Origin of the sequence: Planococcus sp. S3-L1 (assembly GCF_030063085.1) — a bacterium.
In the GTDB taxonomy this organism is placed as follows: Bacteria; Bacillota; Bacilli; order Bacillales_A; family Planococcaceae; genus Planococcus; species Planococcus kocurii.
The window spans coordinates 26,301-44,136 of record NZ_JASISN010000005.1; the positions used below are offsets into that span (position 1 = coordinate 26,301).

Annotated in this window: 19 protein-coding genes; 7 read left to right on the top strand and 12 right to left on the bottom strand. The window is 40.5% G+C overall.

Annotation, left to right across the window (positions count from 1 at the left end):
• The first annotated feature begins 145 nt into the window (after nucleotides 1–145).
• Entirely contained in the window at nucleotides 146–727 is a 582-nt protein-coding gene (locus QMF37_RS06975) for a biotin transporter BioY (RefSeq protein ID WP_058386083.1), read from the top strand.
• A gap of 41 nt (nucleotides 728–768) precedes the next feature.
• On the opposite strand, the gene QMF37_RS06980 is transcribed toward QMF37_RS06975, so the two are convergent.
• Nucleotides 769–1,242 carry a HEAT repeat domain-containing protein gene (locus QMF37_RS06980; RefSeq protein WP_058386084.1) on the bottom strand — a complete coding sequence of 158 codons (474 nt, stop codon included), beginning with the start codon at nucleotides 1,240–1,242 and terminating at the stop codon, nucleotides 769–771.
• A 313-nt stretch (nucleotides 1,243–1,555) separates the two neighbouring features.
• Here QMF37_RS06980 and QMF37_RS06985 point away from each other — a divergent pair, with 313 nt between their 5' ends.
• Both QMF37_RS06985 and QMF37_RS06990 read left to right on the top strand, forming a co-directional pair.
• Nucleotides 1,556–1,981: an LPXTG cell wall anchor domain-containing protein gene (locus tag QMF37_RS06985; RefSeq protein ID WP_283477481.1), complete on the top strand. Its 426-nt coding sequence runs from the start codon at nucleotides 1,556–1,558 to the stop codon at nucleotides 1,979–1,981.
• A 53-nt stretch (nucleotides 1,982–2,034) separates the two neighbouring features.
• Entirely contained in the window at nucleotides 2,035–2,706 is a 672-nt protein-coding gene (locus QMF37_RS06990) for a class D sortase (RefSeq protein ID WP_283477483.1), read from the top strand.
• Nucleotides 2,707–2,758: 52 nt separating this feature from the next.
• On the opposite strand, the gene QMF37_RS06995 is transcribed toward QMF37_RS06990, so the two are convergent.
• The 3 genes from QMF37_RS06995 to QMF37_RS07005 form a co-directional block, all read right to left on the bottom strand.
• Nucleotides 2,759–3,994, bottom strand: coding sequence for a cysteine desulfurase-like protein (locus QMF37_RS06995; RefSeq protein WP_283477485.1), 1,236 nt, complete (start codon nucleotides 3,992–3,994; stop codon nucleotides 2,759–2,761).
• Between the two features lie 176 nt (nucleotides 3,995–4,170).
• On the bottom strand, nucleotides 4,171–5,133 hold the full coding sequence (locus tag QMF37_RS07000; protein WP_283477486.1) for a TRM11 family methyltransferase: 963 nt from the start codon (nucleotides 5,131–5,133) through the stop codon (nucleotides 4,171–4,173).
• 69 nt (nucleotides 5,134–5,202) lie between these two features.
• The gene (locus tag QMF37_RS07005; RefSeq protein WP_283477488.1) at nucleotides 5,203–6,138 is read right to left on the bottom strand and encodes a ketopantoate reductase family protein; all 936 of its coding nucleotides are present in this window, start codon (nucleotides 6,136–6,138) and stop codon (nucleotides 5,203–5,205) included.
• A 195-nt stretch (nucleotides 6,139–6,333) separates the two neighbouring features.
• Here QMF37_RS07005 and QMF37_RS07010 point away from each other — a divergent pair, with 195 nt between their 5' ends.
• Nucleotides 6,334–6,885, top strand: coding sequence for a TVP38/TMEM64 family protein (locus tag QMF37_RS07010; RefSeq protein ID WP_071153705.1), 552 nt, complete (start codon nucleotides 6,334–6,336; stop codon nucleotides 6,883–6,885).
• A gap of 133 nt (nucleotides 6,886–7,018) precedes the next feature.
• Nucleotides 7,019–7,792, top strand: a complete 774-nt coding sequence (locus tag QMF37_RS07015; RefSeq protein WP_283477490.1) for an alpha/beta fold hydrolase — start codon at nucleotides 7,019–7,021, stop codon at nucleotides 7,790–7,792.
• 71 nt (nucleotides 7,793–7,863) lie between these two features.
• On the opposite strand, the gene QMF37_RS07020 is transcribed toward QMF37_RS07015, so the two are convergent.
• Nucleotides 7,864–8,640, bottom strand: a complete 777-nt coding sequence (locus tag QMF37_RS07020; RefSeq protein WP_283477670.1) for a 3-hydroxybutyrate dehydrogenase — start codon at nucleotides 8,638–8,640, stop codon at nucleotides 7,864–7,866.
• Between the two features lie 24 nt (nucleotides 8,641–8,664).
• Complete coding sequence (locus QMF37_RS07025; protein WP_071153707.1) at nucleotides 8,665–9,984, bottom strand: GntP family permease; 1,320 nt, start codon at nucleotides 9,982–9,984, stop codon at nucleotides 8,665–8,667.
• A 186-nt stretch (nucleotides 9,985–10,170) separates the two neighbouring features.
• Between QMF37_RS07025 and QMF37_RS07030 the strand changes: the two genes are divergently transcribed.
• On the top strand, nucleotides 10,171–11,052 hold the full coding sequence (locus QMF37_RS07030; RefSeq protein ID WP_078080202.1) for a LysR family transcriptional regulator: 882 nt from the start codon (nucleotides 10,171–10,173) through the stop codon (nucleotides 11,050–11,052).
• Between the two features lie 42 nt (nucleotides 11,053–11,094).
• Here QMF37_RS07030 and QMF37_RS07035 read toward each other — a convergent pair whose 3' ends face one another.
• The 5 genes from QMF37_RS07035 to QMF37_RS07055 form a co-directional block, all read right to left on the bottom strand.
• Nucleotides 11,095–11,922 carry an undecaprenyl-diphosphate phosphatase gene (locus QMF37_RS07035; protein ID WP_283477492.1) on the bottom strand — a complete coding sequence of 276 codons (828 nt, stop codon included), beginning with the start codon at nucleotides 11,920–11,922 and terminating at the stop codon, nucleotides 11,095–11,097.
• A 280-nt stretch (nucleotides 11,923–12,202) separates the two neighbouring features.
• Nucleotides 12,203–12,763 carry a class F sortase gene (locus QMF37_RS07040; protein WP_245830235.1) on the bottom strand — a complete coding sequence of 187 codons (561 nt, stop codon included), beginning with the start codon at nucleotides 12,761–12,763 and terminating at the stop codon, nucleotides 12,203–12,205.
• Nucleotides 12,764–12,815: 52 nt separating this feature from the next.
• Complete coding sequence (locus tag QMF37_RS07045) at nucleotides 12,816–13,613, bottom strand: DUF4397 domain-containing protein (protein WP_283477493.1); 798 nt, start codon at nucleotides 13,611–13,613, stop codon at nucleotides 12,816–12,818.
• A 293-nt stretch (nucleotides 13,614–13,906) separates the two neighbouring features.
• On the bottom strand, nucleotides 13,907–14,566 hold the full coding sequence (locus QMF37_RS07050) for a reverse transcriptase-like protein (RefSeq protein ID WP_283477495.1): 660 nt from the start codon (nucleotides 14,564–14,566) through the stop codon (nucleotides 13,907–13,909).
• Between the two features lie 133 nt (nucleotides 14,567–14,699).
• Nucleotides 14,700–15,356: a potassium channel family protein gene (locus QMF37_RS07055; protein WP_058386095.1), complete on the bottom strand. Its 657-nt coding sequence runs from the start codon at nucleotides 15,354–15,356 to the stop codon at nucleotides 14,700–14,702.
• Nucleotides 15,357–15,492: 136 nt separating this feature from the next.
• On the opposite strand from QMF37_RS07055, the gene QMF37_RS07060 reads away from it, so the two are divergent.
• Nucleotides 15,493–16,413 (top strand): PhzF family phenazine biosynthesis protein, encoded by a 921-nt coding sequence (locus QMF37_RS07060; protein WP_078080201.1) that lies wholly within the window; start codon nucleotides 15,493–15,495, stop codon nucleotides 16,411–16,413.
• An 88-nt stretch (nucleotides 16,414–16,501) separates the two neighbouring features.
• Here QMF37_RS07060 and QMF37_RS07065 read toward each other — a convergent pair whose 3' ends face one another.
• Entirely contained in the window at nucleotides 16,502–17,545 is a 1,044-nt protein-coding gene (locus tag QMF37_RS07065; RefSeq protein ID WP_349307298.1) for an AbrB family transcriptional regulator, read from the bottom strand.
• Nucleotides 17,546–17,836 lie beyond the last annotated feature (291 nt).

The window sequence follows — 17,836 nt, forward strand, 5'->3', positions numbered from 1 at the left end:
AGCAAAAAGCTGACTTGTAACGAGTCAGCTTTTTTTGATTGTATTTTTCTCCTTTTAAATGAGTTAACCATAAAAATAAATAAGTTGACTTAAATAAATCATCTCTTTATACTCAATTTATATGAAAAAAGTAGGAGGAAATATAATGACCACAACGACGACTAGATCGGCTAATCACTCCCGCACTCTGCAATTGGTACATATCGCGTTATTTTCTGCCTTAATGGCCATTGGCGCAAATATTGCTTCGTTTCTGATTATCGGCGGCGTACCGATTACGCTTCAAACTTTCTTTGCAATTTTAGCAGGCATTCTTCTTGGTAGTCGCATGGGTGCCGTTTCTATGATTGTTTATGCATTTATCGGTCTTGCAGGCGTCCCTGTTTTCGCAAAATTTTCTGGTGGCATGGACACGTTGATTAGTCCAACTTTTGGATTTATTGTGTCTTATGTTTTTACCGCTTATTTAGCTGGACTCATTGCTGAAAAATGGTCTACTAAAAAAGGATTTGTTATTGCGGCACTCGTCGGCATGACGGTCAATTATTTGTTTGGTACCAACTGGATGTATGCAGCCTACAAATTATGGTTTGCAGCGCCTGAAGGCTTTACGTATAAAATGGCTTGGGCTTGGATGGCTGTACCGCTTCCAAAAGATTTAATCCTCGCTGTACTTGCCGGTTTGTTCGGTTACCGTTTAAAACCTATTATTCAAAAATACCTTTAAAAAAACCCGAATGCCTCGGTGGCATTCGGGTTTTGGTTTTATTATCTGCGGCGTGGTTGTTTGAATGGAGCTGCTTTCCATTGCTCTTCTAACCATTTTTCGAAATCTTCGCCTTTGTCGCCTTTATACGTATCGTAAATATCGCTACGCATTTTTTGCAACTTTTCTTTAAATTCTTCATAGCTATGCCCTACTGGCAAACTTTTTTTGATTCGCACAAGTACTTTCGAAGTGTCTTTGATCAAATCAAATTTCTTACGCTCTGGCATATGAACGTTTTCACCAAAGTTTTTAAGTTGTTCATAAGCAGCTTCTTGTACTTGATAAACAGAATCGTGATTCATGCGATGTGTCAAAAGGTCGATTGTTGGCTCGCTCTTCCAGTTACCAAGCTCTTCAACCGCAGCCAAACGCTCTTTCCAGTTAGCCTGCCGGTTCGCCGCTTTTTTCAATTCGTCGTAATTCGGTGGTAAATTCGTCGGTTTGTTATCAGAGTTGCTGTTCGTTTGTGTCAAAATTTCATTCTCCTTTGTTTATGTCCCTTTGTGGGAAATAACGTAATGCTCTCCGTTGGCGGAACAAGTTCCTACCAGTATACCATCATCTAGAGCAAAAGGAAAAAAGTCGATTATTCTGCAAGTCGGTATCTCAGTCGAAGAACACAGAATATTTAGGGGGACTAAAGGTTGTCGCATCTGTATTTTCCATAAGCCTTTTTACCTTTTCTAGTTATTTTTTGACAATAATATTAAAAATTGATTGAAAATTAAGTAAACTATAGTTAAGATGAACCTAGGTTACATATTTTACTAAAAAGGAGGAATATTTATGAAGAAAAAGTTAGTTGGAGTTATTTTCGGTTCATTTTTGGTTCTAAGTTCAGCTGTAACTGTAGGCGCAGAAGAAGACACTAAAAATTGTGGAGATTTTGAAGGTGATGGTGCAGTAGCATTCTGGTATGAGAATGGCTACACTGCTGAAAATGACCCTCATAACCTCGATGGTGACAGTGATGGCTTGCCTTGCGAAACTACTCAAAGTGAATACGATAGTTACGTAGCAACCCAGAAATCTGATGATTTATCCGATGAGACAGCTACTGAAGAAGAAATAGCAACTGAAAAGGATGAAACAGAAGAAGGTGCTGCATTGCCAAAAACTGCTTCAAACGGTCCCTTGATGATGCTGTTTGGTGCTGGACTTGCTGGCGCTGGTTCACTTCTATTGTTCCGCCGCAAAAATCAGAACGTATAGAATGAAATTACCGGCAGGAAGCTTCCTGCCAGTTTTCTTTGAGGTGAAGGCTTATGAAAAAATGGTTGGGTGTTTTTTTACTTGTTTCAGGGCTGACAATCGGCATTTACAATTTATCCGAATGGCATACCGCCACAAGCTCTGCACAAGATCTGTCTGAAGAAGAATTGAAAACAATTCAGGAATTGAAAGAACTTCCTGTAGTTGAAGTCTTTGAAGAACCTATTGAAATAGCCGAGCAAACAGCAGTCTCCGTTCCTACTAAGGAACCCGAACCTCTATTGACCACTTCTGTAGAGAAAGAACTTGGAGAAAAAACAGCGGATTTGCTGATTCCTAAAACCGGTCAAAAGTACTCGGTTTATTGGGGAGCAGACGAGAAAACGTTAGAAAAAGGTGTCGGTCTATTTGTCAGCGACTTAACGACGGTTCCCGGAGGAAATGGGCATACGGTATTAAGCGGACATCGTGATACAGTGTTCACCGGCTTAAGTAAACTTGAAGAAAAAGATGAACTGATAGTAGAATACAATGGAGAGACTTTTGTCTATGAGATCAATGATATTTGGATTACGCATGAAGATGACAAAACAGTCATTGTTGAAAAACAACAGTCAACATTGACACTAACCACTTGTTATCCGTTTGATTTTATTGGCTATGCGCCTGATCGTTATATCGTACAAGCGGAATTAACTTCGACTCACAAAACTACTCTAAAATAAACAAGGCAACAACTGATGCGTCATCAGTCGTTGCCTTGTTTATTTTATTGATTTATAGATTTTTAATAGCGCCAATTAAACGATCTACCTCTTCTTCTGTACTATATGGAGCAAGACCTGCACGCACCCAGCCACCACTGTCATTGACGCCTAGAACCTCACCAAGTGTCGATGCGTAGAAATGACCTGCGGCAACAAAAATACTATGGTCTTCAGCTAGCTTTTTGCAAATTTCTCCTGGTTCAACACCAGCAACTTGGAAAGCGACTGTCGGCGTTTTGGGTACATTTGCTGCAGCTTGTGTAACTATCACACCTTCAATAGCTGATAAGCCTTCCCGCAGTCGATTTGCCAAACTGTTTTCGTAACTTTCAATATGCGCCACACCACTCAAAATACGCGCTCTTCGCGTTTCGCCTTCTCCAAAACCTGCAAAAAACTCAATAGCTGGGCGAATTCCGGCAATGCCTTCATGATTTTGCGTACCGGTTTCTAGCTTATCTGGGTAATAACTTGGAGAAGTGGTCAATTTGTACGGCTCCAAATCTTTGAAAATTTCCTCTTTGATTGCGACGATGCCGATATGCGGTCCAAAGAACTTGTAAGCTGAGCATAATAAAATATCAATTTCCATGTCGTCTCTGTCCATCAGTACATGTGGTGCAGCATGAACAGCATCAGCTATTAATAGGGCTCCAACCTTTTTTGCTCGTTCCGCAAACGGTTTAAGATCGACGATTGTGCCAATCGCGTTAGATGCCATCCCAATAGCGACAATTTTTGTCTTTTCATTGATGAGTTCGTTTAATTCTGTCAAATCGAGTGTTTTTGTTTCAGTATCAACTTTGACCCAGCGAACCGTTAATCCTCGGTCTTCTGCCATCATGATCCACGGATCGACATTGGCACGATGATCCATTTCAGTGACCACGATTTCGTCACCTGCTTTGAATTTTTTACCGAGTGCGTTGGCGATGGCAATCGTTAATGTTGTCATGTTCGCTCCAAACGCTATTTCCTTGGCTTGGACATTTAGAAAGTCTGCGACCGCAAGTCTTGCTTCTGAAATCACTTCTTCTGTTTCCCAACTAGATGGAAAAGCACCATGGAGATTACCTCCGCCTCTTTCCATATAACGAGCGATTGCTTGAATCGCTGAACTGACAACTTGCGATCCGCCTGGACCATCAAAATAAGCAACCGTTCTCCCGTTATAAGTTCTCGTTAAAGCCGGAAATTGTTCACGTACTTTAGCAATTGGATAATTCGTTGTTGTGGCTATTTTCATTGCTTGCAGCTCCTTTTCGAGTAAGGTACTGTTACCATATTCAATTTTCGAACGCAATTCCCTTTATTTTTTAATGTTTTTGAAAATACTGTCCGATTGGGCTGAAATACTGTCCGATTGGGAGCAAATACTTGCCAAACCCGATTTCAACCAAAAAACGCCGCTTATCGCGACGTTTAAACAGCTTTTTGACAGACGACGATTTCCCGCAAGAACAACCCTTTTTTAGCAATACAGCGGTCAGTAATGGCAAATCCCGCTTCTTTGATCATATGATCCATTGTCTCGATCGTGACGACCACTAACTTTTCAGTAATCGGATATGCAGCTTTTAAAATCCCTAATTGGTCTGCGGGCGTTGCGTGTGTGTATAGGTTATACGGCATATCAATGATGGCCACGTCATAAATAGCTTCGACTTCCGCAATCGGGCCTAATGCTATTTCACCAGTCAATCCAAAATGAGCGATATTTTCTCTAGATCCATCGACAACTAGTGGATTCATATCACGCCCAACAATGTCGATTCCCATTGATAGTGCTTCCACTAAAACTGTACCAATACCACAACACGGATCAATGGCTTTGATACCTTCTGGTTGTGGTACGGCAATATTAGCAACTGCGCGAGCAACGCGCGTACTTAATGCCGTTGAATATTCGCGCGGTTTTTTCATATGCTTAAACCAAACAGGCTCGCTTTGAAGATAGCGCCCGAGATACCAGCGACCTTCAAAAGGAATCAACCCAAATGTTACATCTGGATGATGGACGTCTGCTTCACCGGTAATAGCGGAACCAATTTCTCGCTCAATGTTTCGTTTACCTGAATAATCAACTTGGTCCTGCTCAGTCAAGCCATTGATTTTCAAAAAAATGACCTTGAATGTTAACTGGTCCATATCTACTTCTGCTGATTGTCTCAAAATTTCTTGCAAGCTATCGCCTTCAAGCAATACTTCAACTCGTTCTTTAATAAACGGGCTCCGACTCGGATCGATTGCGACTCCGCTTTTGATAATTTTGCTACTGGTGTCTTTTTCGAAAAAAGATCGCATTTCTAATTGACATAAATTTTTTTCATCATTTGTATAAGCATACGTGTAGATGTAATCGCCTGTTGCAGTTAATTGTTTCAATTCATCCCGTCCTTATCTGCCCCTTTGTTCAGGACAACATCTCCTAAGTATAGCAGAATTCTTCAGAAGTTAGTCGACTTGCAGGTCATAATTTGCTTCAATGACTCGAATGATTCTCGTGATCATTTCATTGTATGGAGTTGGTATGCCGTGGTATTTGCCAAGTTTGGATACAGCGCCATTGATCGCGTCAATTTCTGTTTTTCGCTTATGTAGAATATCCATTAACATAGAAGATTTATTGGTGGCAATTTCTTCGTTGCCCATTTTTATGCACTTGGCGATTGTCTGTTGTGCGTCTACAGAGACACCTTCCGCTTTAGCTACCTGCAGTGCTTCTGTTATGATACGTTCGAGCAACTGTTGTCCTTCATTTGTATGGAGAATATCACCATTTCTCAAGCGCGTTACTGCCGTCAATGAATTAAAAGCAACGTTAACAAACAGTTTATTCCAAATAACGGTTTGAACATCTTCTGCTAACTCCGTTTCCAGACCGGAGCAATTCAACGCTTCGATGAATCCTCCTATTTTCTTTTGAGCAGCAACATCTTTAGAATGACCAATCCAATTTTTCCCCCAGCCCCGGTGAAGAATCCGTCCAGCACTTTCTACACTAGCACCACAGCCCATCGTACCGGCAACCACAGGATTGTTCGGGAAAATGGCTGAAATAGTTTCTAAGTTTCCAAGACCATTTTGCATGGTCACAAATAAGGTATTCACAGAAAATGAATCCTTTAATTGGGTTAACACATTTTTCGTAGCATGCGTTTTCAACATCACTAATACAAGATCATACGAAGCACCTGAAACTTCGTGTACGACTGTCAAAGGAACCATTGTCTCCTGGTTATCTCGTTCAACAATCGTTAATCCACTTTGATTGATTTTATCAACATGAGAATTTCTCCTATTATATAGAAAGACATTAGCTCCTTGTTCTTTTAAACGTCCCGCGAACAAACTCCCCATTGCTCCCGCTCCGATAATTAATACATTCATGCAATCCCTCTTTTCTATCTACCTTTAGCGACTTTATATGAAAAATAGTATAGTTAATTTTGGAAGATCGACAAGCAAAATTATTCAGTCGATATATCTAGCATGAATATACCACATAAAAAAACTCCTTGCTTTTACAGTCTTTTTAGATTATCCTACCTTATTAGTAAACATAATTAGAGAGGTTGGGATCGTATGGAGCAATTCGATCAATCCCTCGAAACATTCATGGATAACGTCGGTTGGTTGGCACCGCTTCTTTTTATACTTTTGCATTTATTACGGCCACTGTTATTCATACCGGTTATCGCTGTTTGTATTGCTGGAGGCTACCTTTTTGGATTTTTTGAAGGAGCTCTTTTGTCGTTTATCGGCTTAACGTTAATGAGTTGGGTATCTTACGTATTAATCAATAAATTTCCGAAATTCCAAGAAAAAATGGGGAAATTGAAAGATAAAATATTCCCCAATCGCACTTTGTCTGTTGCTCAAGTGATGATTCTTCGGATTATGCCTTTTGTTCATTTTCATTTATTATCTTGGTACTTGATGGAAATGACTAAGTCACTTAAGGAATACATGGCTATTTCTGCTCTTGGATTAATTGCACCTGCCATTCTGTATACCGCATTTGGGCAGTCTATTTCAGAGTTTCCTTGGTATGTCACCGCAAGTATGTTCATATTGCTTGCAGCGATATTCAGCTTTATTGAAAAATGGCAGAATTCTCGTCCGCAGTCTGATTAAATAGAGGCAGTCCGTAGTAGAACTATGGCACTGATATCTACGATAGTTAACGAGTACAACTTAAAGTTGTGCTTTTAATTTTCTTAATTACAGGGTATTACATGTCATAGATGATTGATAAAGGAGAATGATTATGCCCGTTTTCACCCACAACGGAATCGAATTATTTTACGAAGATATCGGAGAAGGACAACCACTTCTCTTGCTTCATGGACTGACAAGTAATTCAGCGATGTTTTATCGCGAAATGGACTTTTTCAAAAGTGAACACCGCATTATTGCATTGGATTCACGCGGACACGGCAATTCCAGCCGTCTTGAACAATACACTTTGCAAGATCATATAGACGATGCCCTTGCTCTTCTTGCTCATCTCACACTTAATGCGGTTCATGTGATTGGTGTATCGATGGGCAGTTATATTGCACAGGGAATTGCAGCTCAACAACCGGAAAAAGTTGCAAAGCTTGTACTAGTTGCGACTAAATCTTACGGCGAACAATCCTCTATGGCTGAGCTTTTTGATCGTTATCCTGAGGAGTTTGACGGTTTGAGCATTCTTGAAAAATTCAAGACTTCCTCTAGCTATATCTATCACAACCAAAATCGGATTGATGAATGGCTCAAAAAAACGGCTCAAAAAAGCCGTCAATTGACTATGAAAGAGCAAGCTATTGCAGCGGATGCTTTAAAGAAATTCGACTTTCGTCAACAACTTCCCCAAATTTCTGCCGAGACATTGATCATTAGCGGCAAATTCGACGGATTAAACCCGCCTGATAAAGGACGCGAAACAGCAATTGCCATTCCCGATGCTACTTTTATGGAATTTAAACGTTCTGGACATGCACCAAATGTGGAGCAACCCAAACTTTTCCTTGGAATTATTGACAATTTCCTTGACTAATCTGCCCTAGCTACGTCTATAAAACGACAAGAAAAACCCGTTCGGCACCTATTATGCTGAACGGGTTTAGTTTATTGAGCGGTATAGCCACCATCTAGCACAACAGCTTGTCCCGTAATACCTGACGCTTTGTCACTAGCTAAGAACATCGTATAATCTGATACTTCTTTTACCGCCAGTAGACGCTTTTGAGGAATTAAAGGATATAGCACTTCTTCAAATACTTTTTCAACTGGCACTTGACGCGTTTTTGCTAAATCGTTCATCTGATTTCGGACAAGTGGCGTGTCGACGTAGCCTGGACACATGGCATTTACGGTAATGCCATGCTCAGCGCCTTCGAGTGCTGCAACTTTCGTCAAGCCAATGACGCCGTGCTTGGCACTATTGTATGCAGCTTTTCCTGCAAAACCAACAAGTCCATTGATGGATGCCATGTTAATGATGCGTCCAGAACCTTGTTTTTTCATAATTGGGAAAGCGTGCTTTGTCGCGATAAACGGTGCAATTAACATAATCCGAATCAATAATTCATACTTCTCTGTTGGAAATTCTTCAATCGGTGAGATGTACTGCATTCCGGCATTATTGATAAGAACATCCAGTGAGCCATAATGAGCAACTGTTTGTTCAATAACATTTTTAATATCTTCTTCATTTGTTACATCGCATTTGATGCCGAGGCAATCCATCCCTTTGGCTCTCAAATTTTCTGCTGCTTTTTGTACTGCATGCTCATCAATATCCGATAACACAATTTTTGCTCCAGCTTGTGCAAAATCTGAGCTGATTTCATAACCTATTCCACTAGCGGCGCCTGTTATCAATACTACTTTGTTGTCTATCATCATTTGTTCCCTCCGTAGCTGTTGTTAAATTCCAAGTCCTAGTGAAAATAAAATGATGGCAATTGCAAGTCCCAGTAACGGAACAATGACTGTCACAGCACCAACAGGTCCATAAGCGGCTTGATGTGTTTCGCCACAAATCCCTCGAATCGTTGTAACGACGTACCCGTTGTGAGGTAATGAATCAAGTGCTCCTGATGAAATAGCAATTGTTCGGTGAAGCGCTTCTGTATTAACACCCATGTCGATATAATGTGGTGCAAGAAGTGGCAAGGCGATAACTTGCCCACCTGAAGCCGATCCAGTTAGTCCAGCAATGACACTGACAGCAATCGCCCCACCGATTAATGGGCTTCCGGGAATACTTGTCATCGCATCTACTGCTACTTGGAACGCTGGGACAGATTTGGCAACACCACCAAAACCAACGACAGCCGCCGTATTACCGATTGCAATTAATGCACCGATTGTTCCATCTGATAAAGCTTTGCCTAGATTAGAAAAATACGTACGGTTCAATAAATACGTTGTCAAAACGCCGCCTAGTAAAGCAATAATCAACGCAGATGTTTTTAATGAATCATGGAAAATAAAGGAGATTCCAAGAACGACAACTAGTGGGATTAAGCCCATAATCGGGTTCGGCAATTCTCGATTCTTAACAACTGGATCTGTTGAACGAGCTTCAAAACGCTCGCCTTTCTTAACAGCTTTACTAATCATGCGTTTTAACCACCAGTAACCAAACACGGCCATAAAGACAGCGACTAAAATACTAACTTCCCACCCTGCATACGGGCTCGTCTTTAAGTAGTCAATCGGAATCCAGTTTTGAATTTCAGGTGAACCCGCGGACGTCATTGTGAATGTTACTGAGCCCAAAGCTAAAGCTGCAGGAATAAAGCGACGTGGAAGATCGGCTTGTTTGAACAAGCTAAGCGCCATTGGAAAAACCGAGAACGCGACAACGAACAAACTCACTCCACCATAGGTCAAGACAGCACAGGCGATAACAATCGCAAGTACAGCTTTCGATAAACCAAATTTCCCAACTAACCATCTTGAGACGCTATCAGCAGCTCCACTATCTTCCATTACTTTACCAAAAATTGCACCGAGTAGGAACATCGGGAACCAAGCAGTGATAAATCCAGAAAAACTAGTCATATAATTTGTTAATAGGTTTGCTTCTCCTTCTCCTACCAATTGCGGAAATAATGGTAGTCCGCTGAAAAGTGCTACAAATAATGCGGACAATGGACCCGCAATCAATAAGTTCATACCTCTCATCGTTAAAACAATAAGAAGTACCAGTCCACCAACCATTCCAATCATACTCAACATTTAAAATCCCCCTTTTCTTTTACTTACCAAATAAAAACGCTTACTTACTTGTTTTCAAAAAGCGATTTAAATTTCTGAAAATTTAGAGCTGTTTGCTTTTATTAGTGTACAACTCTCTTAAAGATAGGTAAAATGAATAATTACTATAAGTTTTATAATAATTAGTTATAAGTAGAGGAGAATAGTATGGATATTCGTCAATTAACGTATTTCGTTGAAGTTGCCAAACATCGAAGTTTTACAAAAGCTGCACTTACTCTTCACGTGACACAGCCAACTTTGAGTAAAATGGTAAAAAACCTAGAGGACGAAATGGAAGTTATGTTGTTCGATCGGTCAGCCCGTCAAATCAATTTAACTGACGCAGGCGTTGTTGTTTATGAACAAGCTCAGAAAATCATTCACAGTATTGATGATTTATCGGCTTCTCTGTACGATGTCATGAATTTGAAAAAAGGCAAAATAAAAATTGGTCTTCCACCAGTTATCAGTACGTTATTCTTTCCGACCATCATCGCCGAATTTCAATACGCTTATCCCGACGTTACCGTCATTCTTGCAGAAGATGGTGCCAAAACAGTAGAGAGAAAAGTATACGAAGGCGAAGTTGATTTGGGATTTGTTATGCTGCCAGTTGATCAAGAAAAATTCGATGTCGTCCCCTTTGTTGACCAAGAAATTAAATTGCTCGTTCACGAATCACATCCTCTTGCCTGTCACGATGTTATTGATTTAATTCATTTTAAAGATGATCCATTTTTGCTCCTTAGCAAAGAATTTACTTTGAACAGCCGAACGATTGAATTTTGTATAAGTGAAGGATTTACGCCCAAAATTGCCTATGAAAGTTCGCAATGGGATTTTATTGTCGGAATGGTAGAAAAAAACTTAGGTGTTACGTTAATGCCCAAATTGATTTGCGACCGCGTTAAAGATGGTCCATTTAAAATGATTTCACTGACTCATACTTTTCCTTGGAGACTGGGCATTATTTTAGCGAAAAATCGCTATGTCCCTTATGTATCGCGCGAGTTTATTTCTTTAGTAGAAAAGTTACCGATTGTTTGATACAAAAAAGGAGCCTCCACTTGGAAGCTCCTTTTTTGCTTATTATAAGAAAACAATAATCGCCAACACTGCAGCCAAGACCAATCGGTAAATAGCAAACGGCATAAGCTTTATGTGAGAAATCAGTTTTAAGAAGAAACGAATGGAAATTAACGCAAAGACGAAAGCAGATACGAAGCCGACGACGTAAAAGGATAAATAATCCATCGATAACGTATCCCAGTTTTTCATTACCGATACAAGGCTCGCCCCAAACATAATCGGAACAGCCATGATGAACGTGAAGTCCGCCGCAACTCGGTGATTTAACCCAAACAACACACCACCTGAAATTGTGGCACCAGAGCGAGAGAATCCCGGCCATAGCGATAAGCATTGCACGAGGCCTATTTTCAATGCTTGAAAATAGGTAATTTCATCTAAAGAATTGACTGTTGGCTTTTTAGGTCCGAACTTGTCTGCAACAATCATCAAGATGGCTCCGGCAACTAGTGCATAGATGACGGTCTCAACACCAAACAAGTGATCATCGATTAAATCCTTAAAAGCAAATCCGAAAATCACTGCTGGCAGCATGCCAATAATAACGTGTAGTAAATTGAAGCTCGAGCTTGCTTGTTGACCCTCTATTTTATAAAGGCCTACTAAACTGAATAGACGTTTCCAAAAGACCACAACAACTGCCAGTATTGATCCTAGCTGAATAACAATTTTAAATGTATTCGCTGGGTATTTCCCTAAAAACTCCTGTGATTTTAACCACATGTCATCAACGATGATTAAATGACCTGTAGAAGAAACAGGAGCAAATTCTGTCATCCCTTCAACAAACCCTAATATTAATGCTTTTAACAAGTCAAACCATTCCATGTAAACGAATCCTGCTTTCTGTAATAAAATAAATGCTGTATCTATTATACGGTCAATAAAGGCGTATGAGTTGCTGAATTTTTGTCATTTTGATTTTCTTTTTAAAGCATTTGTACTGCAACGATTAAGAAAGAACGTATAGACTTTTGTTCAATTACTATAGAACGCTGTATTCAGAAAAAGGTTGCATCTATCCCAATAAAAAACGAGATGCACACGTAGTTCAAACTAAAAAGACGTTGCGATATGCTCTTATTAGCACATTACAACGTCTTTCCAGTTATTCTTCTACAAGACTTGCGTAGACAATCAAACGTTCTTCTCGTGTTCCTCGATCAAAATCGTAAGTTCCTGAACAAGTAATCAGTACCAATTCAGGAGAAGAAGTATAGCCAAAAACATTCGAGACATCCGCCAAATCAAGCGCGACAGACTCCATCGTATGAATTTTGAATATCAACGTTCTGTCTTTCCCTTCAACTACCACTTTGTCCCCTAACTGGAGTTTAGAAAGATCCCAGAAAATTGCAGGACCGTCAATACCATCGACATGACCGGCAATTACAGCGCGACCATTTTGACCAGGTTGGTATCCTGGAGAAAACCAACTAACGTCTTCGATATTATCCGGCACTGCCATATCACCATTCTCTGTTACCCCCAGATGTTGGACTTCCGCTTGCACATTAATAGAAGGAATTTTTAATGAACTGGGCTCAATACCTGTTCGCTTTAACCCATTAATCGGGTTTTGGGCTGGAGCCGCCTGCTGGACATCGACTGTAGCCGGTTCATCGAGCGTAAACCCTACGCTTTCTGAACGGACACTTACTTCATCCACAGGTTGCTGACAACCCGCTAACAACAAAAGAGTTGGAACTACCAGGAGCTCTTTATTGAAACCGTTTTTTCCATATAAGCGTACTAGCTCCGATAAGAACAAGCGCTCCACCTAACAACAACCAAGTAGCCTGAGATTGATCAGGCGTACCAAGACCTGTAGTTGGCATGCCGTCCGGTGATCCAGCTGCTTCATAATCAACAAGCGCAATTACTTCCAATGAATCAACCGTATTTACTGCAAAGACACTATAAACAGTGTTTGCAGCTAACTCCGTGCCTTCGAGTGGCAACACTTGTGTGCCATCTGGTAAACGGATTTCCAAGTCATAAGTACCGGCATTTAACTCTGCATAATCTGTAATTCCAGGGAATTCTGCTCCACTGAACAAAGCATCTCCACCAATTACACCAACATCAACTGCTGGAGCGTCTGGAGACAAGTGTCCAACGCGTACTTTTGTTTTCCCTTCTGTTACTTCCATTGAATCTTCAGCAACTACAAATTCAATAGATTCCAGCAAGTTTGCTGCAGCAACCGTATAAGCTTTGCCTGCTTCAACAGTAAGGTCTGCCTGCAATACGCCTTCACCCGCTGCATATTCCGTTCCGTTTGCAAAAACTTCTACATCATGTGTTCCGGCTGGCACTTCTAGGTAGCCTGAATCTGCCTTAAATGGTACATTTTCGAGCGTTAAATCACCATTAACATACACATCGACAGCAGGTGCATCTGGTGAAGCGTGAACCACTCTGACTTTAGCAGTATGACTATCTGCTAACACACCAGCAGCGAGCAGTGAGAATACAAGTGCCATAGCAACTGAGAATGAAACTAAAATTTTCTTCATTTTTTCCTCTCCTTCACGTGTGTAGTTTTTGCACAATTATTGTACAACTTATTTATAACCTATTTCCGTTGTTTTTACAACACCAAAATCAGACTATTCTGTTTTTTAAACTAATAGTACTATACATCATCTACATAACTAGTAGCTTACCCTAAAAATATTCCATATTTTCGCATTTCCTCTCTGTACAACCTTCCTGCATGACTAGCTTACACACAATAACATTTTCCCTATAAAAAAATGGACAGAGTTGCATGACCCTGTCCATTTCTTTTCGCTTACACATAGCGAACTTAACTTGTAATTTCAATTAAAGCTGCAATAGCTATACCGTTCAACGCTTGCGTAGCTAGTTTATCTGCTTCTGAATTCTCTTTGCGCGGTATTAATTGGTAATCAGTTTGAATGCCCAGCTCGTTTATTTTTATTCTACTTCGTTCTATCCAAAGCTTTAATTGTTTTTCTGTTACGAGCCATTCATTGGTCATGCCGTTTATGACAATGCGAGAATCGCCGACAAAGCGAACGAGTTGATGGTGGACTTCTAGCTGTTCCAGTTGCTGCAGACAAAAATACAACGCTGCATATTCCGCTTCGTTATTCGAAGTCAGCTGATCCAATTTGGTATTTGTCCGAAGACGATACGATTTGCCATGTTGCTCATAGTAAATCACACAACCAAGACCGGCACTTCTTGAAATACGTTCATAACCTCCATCAAAATAAACAATGACATGATGCGGTTCTGTTTCTATTTCTTTTAAGTATACGTTCACTTCTTTTAACGTCCAGCTACTATCAAAACGATCTACAAAACGAAGATTTTTAGCTCGACCTGTTTGCTCCAGATCTTTGGCTATTAAAATCGCGGCAGCTGCTGGTAGTTCTTCTGAAAAGAAATTCACTTCTGGGCCTTTAGGCGTTTTATGCGTCCACTCTATCCGCAGCTCCATCCGTCGTCCTCCATTCTCTGTAAACTAGTCTACTTGCTCAACTTCTCTTGTACGCACGATTCCCATTCAGTAAGCTCACTAAACGACTACTTAAGCAGCAAAAAAGCCGCCTCCATTGCGGAGCCGGCTGTCTTTATAATGCTTTCTCTTCTAAACGCTTTAAATCATTTTTATGTCCCATAACAATTAATACATCGTCTTGTTCCACCATATCGTCAATTGCTGGTGCGATATTAACATCTTCCTCTTTTTTTATCGCCAATACAATACAATTGAATTCTTTGCGAATGTTTAAGTCAATCAATGTTTTATTGGCCATCTTACCAGAAGCTACTAGCTCGATGATGCTGTAATCGTGGGACAAATCGATGTAGTCGATAATTTTATCCGAATCGACGTGATGCGCCACCCGGATTCCCATTTCTTTTTCCGGCTGAATGACACGATCTGCTCCGACTTTGTGAAGAATTTTCTCATGCTGGAGGTCACGTGCTTTTACCCACACTTTCGGCAAGCCAAGTTCTTTTAACATCAAAGTGCATAGCACACTTGCTTGAAGATTATCTCCGATAGCTACGATGGCATGTTCAAAATTCCGTACGCCTAATGATTTCAGTTGATTTTCATCAGTAGCATCTGCAATCACGGTAAAAGCTGCATACTCTCTTAAGGCATTCACTTTTTCTGGGTCTGTATCTATCGCCATGATTTCATGTCCCATGCTATGTAGCTCTTTACAGACACTGCTTCCAAAGCGACCTAATCCGACGACCACAATCTGTTTTTTCACAGGCTTCCCTCTTTTCTCTCATATAGCTACTTTATTCCCAAAACGAATTGTTTGCAATCGAAGACATTGGACTTTTTGATGGATAACTGATAAAAATAAACTAATAAGTAGAATTATTCAGAAAAGGAGGATTACTATGCAAACGTTAACCTATACATTAGTCGACGTGTTTACTGCACAATTTTTTGGTGGCAATCAATTAGCCGTTTTTCATGATGGTTCCGGCTTAGACACGAAAATCATGCAGCGGATTGCTAACGAACTGAATTTATCGGAAACTGCTTTTATCTGTCCTCCCCGCAAACCACAACACCAGCTAAGTTTACGGATTTTCACGCCCCAAGTAGAATTACCGATAGCGGGTCATCCTACGATTGGAACAGCTTTTGTTATGGCCTACCTAAACATGTTACCTTTATACGATGGAATGAATGAATGGATTATCGAAGAAGAACTTACCGACATCGCGGTGACCGTCCGCAAAGAAGGAGAGAAAATAACAACAGTAGAAATGATTCAACCTCTCCCAGTTTTCGGAGAAGTATTTGAAAGACAAGCTTTGGTTGCAGACTTGCTGTCATTGCCAAAAGGAGAATTAGATACACGCTTTCCTATCCAGACCGTTTCGTCCGGTATTCCCTTCCTGTTCGTACCCCTTCGTTCCCTCGCCGCCATGAGAGAAATAAATTTCCGAACCGATGTTTGGGAACGCCACTTTAGTGGGGATTCCAATCGCCAACACATCTTCACCTTCACAACAGAAACCGAACACGATGACTCAACAGTCCACTGTCGAATGTTCGCCCCTGCTATGGGCATTTCAGAAGATCCAGCAACTGGTGCTGCTTGTGGTCCACTGGGTGCATTTTTAGTTGAACACGGTGTTATTGACAATGGTGATGAAGGCCATTTTTTTATACGCAGTGAACAAGGAATAGAAATGGGAAGACCTAGTTTTATCGATATCACTATCACTAAGAACAGCGAAACATATCAGGAAGTTAAAATTGGTGGTACTGCTGTCGTCGTCGGACGAGGTGAACTTTACATTCCCTAATTTTCAAAAAGAGCTGTCGACTTCTGAATCATGAAAGAGAATCTAGCTGCGAAATAAACAACAACTAGCTTTAACTTATAGTTGTTGTTTATTTTGTATTTTTTGCATACAAGTTTTCCTGTTGTTCACCGCGTTTAGCAATAATTTTTACAAACGGCACAATCAATGTTGAGACAACCAAAATCCGGAATAGCTGAAAAGCTGTCACTACTGTGACGTCTGCATCCACGGATGCGGCAATAATCCCCATCTGGTCAAGGCCACCCGGCACTACACTTAAAAAACTAGTCGAAAAGCTTAACCCGTATAACTTCTGCAACACTAGGCTCACGATAAAAGCAAAAGCAATCAGTACACTGCTTGAAAAAAAAGAGTAGAAGACCATGCGCTTAGTTAATTTCAAATCTTTCTTTTGCAATAATAAGCCGATATAGATGCCAATAAACAATTGCGCGATATGCAAAAAAGAACTTGGCATGACCGGAACTACCACACCAGTCAAGTTAAGCAACATAATAAAAAAAACAGGTCCCAACAAAAAAGCTGTCGGTACGTTTATTTTTTGTGCGATCATTCCAGCGCCATAACAAAGCGCTAGTAACATCAGCAATGACAGCGAATAGTTTCCCTGCCCTAATTTTTCAACATGTGAAGATCCACCGTCAGCAACAATAAATGGCACAATGGCGACAATGAGCAACACGCGTAGGACATGATAAAACGTTACGGCTGTCAAATCAATTGTTTTCTGTTCTTCTGTAAAAGTGACAATTTGTGACAATCCACCCGGCACACAACACGTCATCGCCGTTGCCCGATCAACTTTCGTCTGAGAAGCCATTAATGAACTGATAAATAAAAAAAGAACAAAAAACGCTAAATTGATTACGACCATCGCTAGAAAATATTCTTTCATTCCTTGCAATGCTTCCACAGTAAAAGCAAAGCCGATGACGTATCCTGCAATTACCAATCCACTATTGCGAAAGCGAGGATGCCATTTCAGCTGCAGTGGTGTAAACAATTGCATGAATAAGACAGCGAACAACGGACCTAGCAACCAAGGCATGGGTGCTCCAACCATTATAAAAATCCCAGCACCGGCTAAGCCAATTAGAAATGTTTTCATCATTGGATAAATCACCATTTGATCATCTTCTTTCTTAACATTCACAGCTGATGTATTCATTATAGCTTTTCAGGTCTTAATATAAAATCATCACATATCTGTTAGATAGCATTACTGAGTGATTTACTTTGTCGTTACGCTACATAAAACCTTAAACGTCCTTGAAAGTCGAATAGATGAGGCTGTCCCATAACCCTCTAAAATAAAACAGACGGAGAAAAAGAGCTCTTTTTCTCCGTCTGTTTTTCTGAATCTCGGCCCACAATCTCGAACTCGATGTGTGTTTTTCGAGAT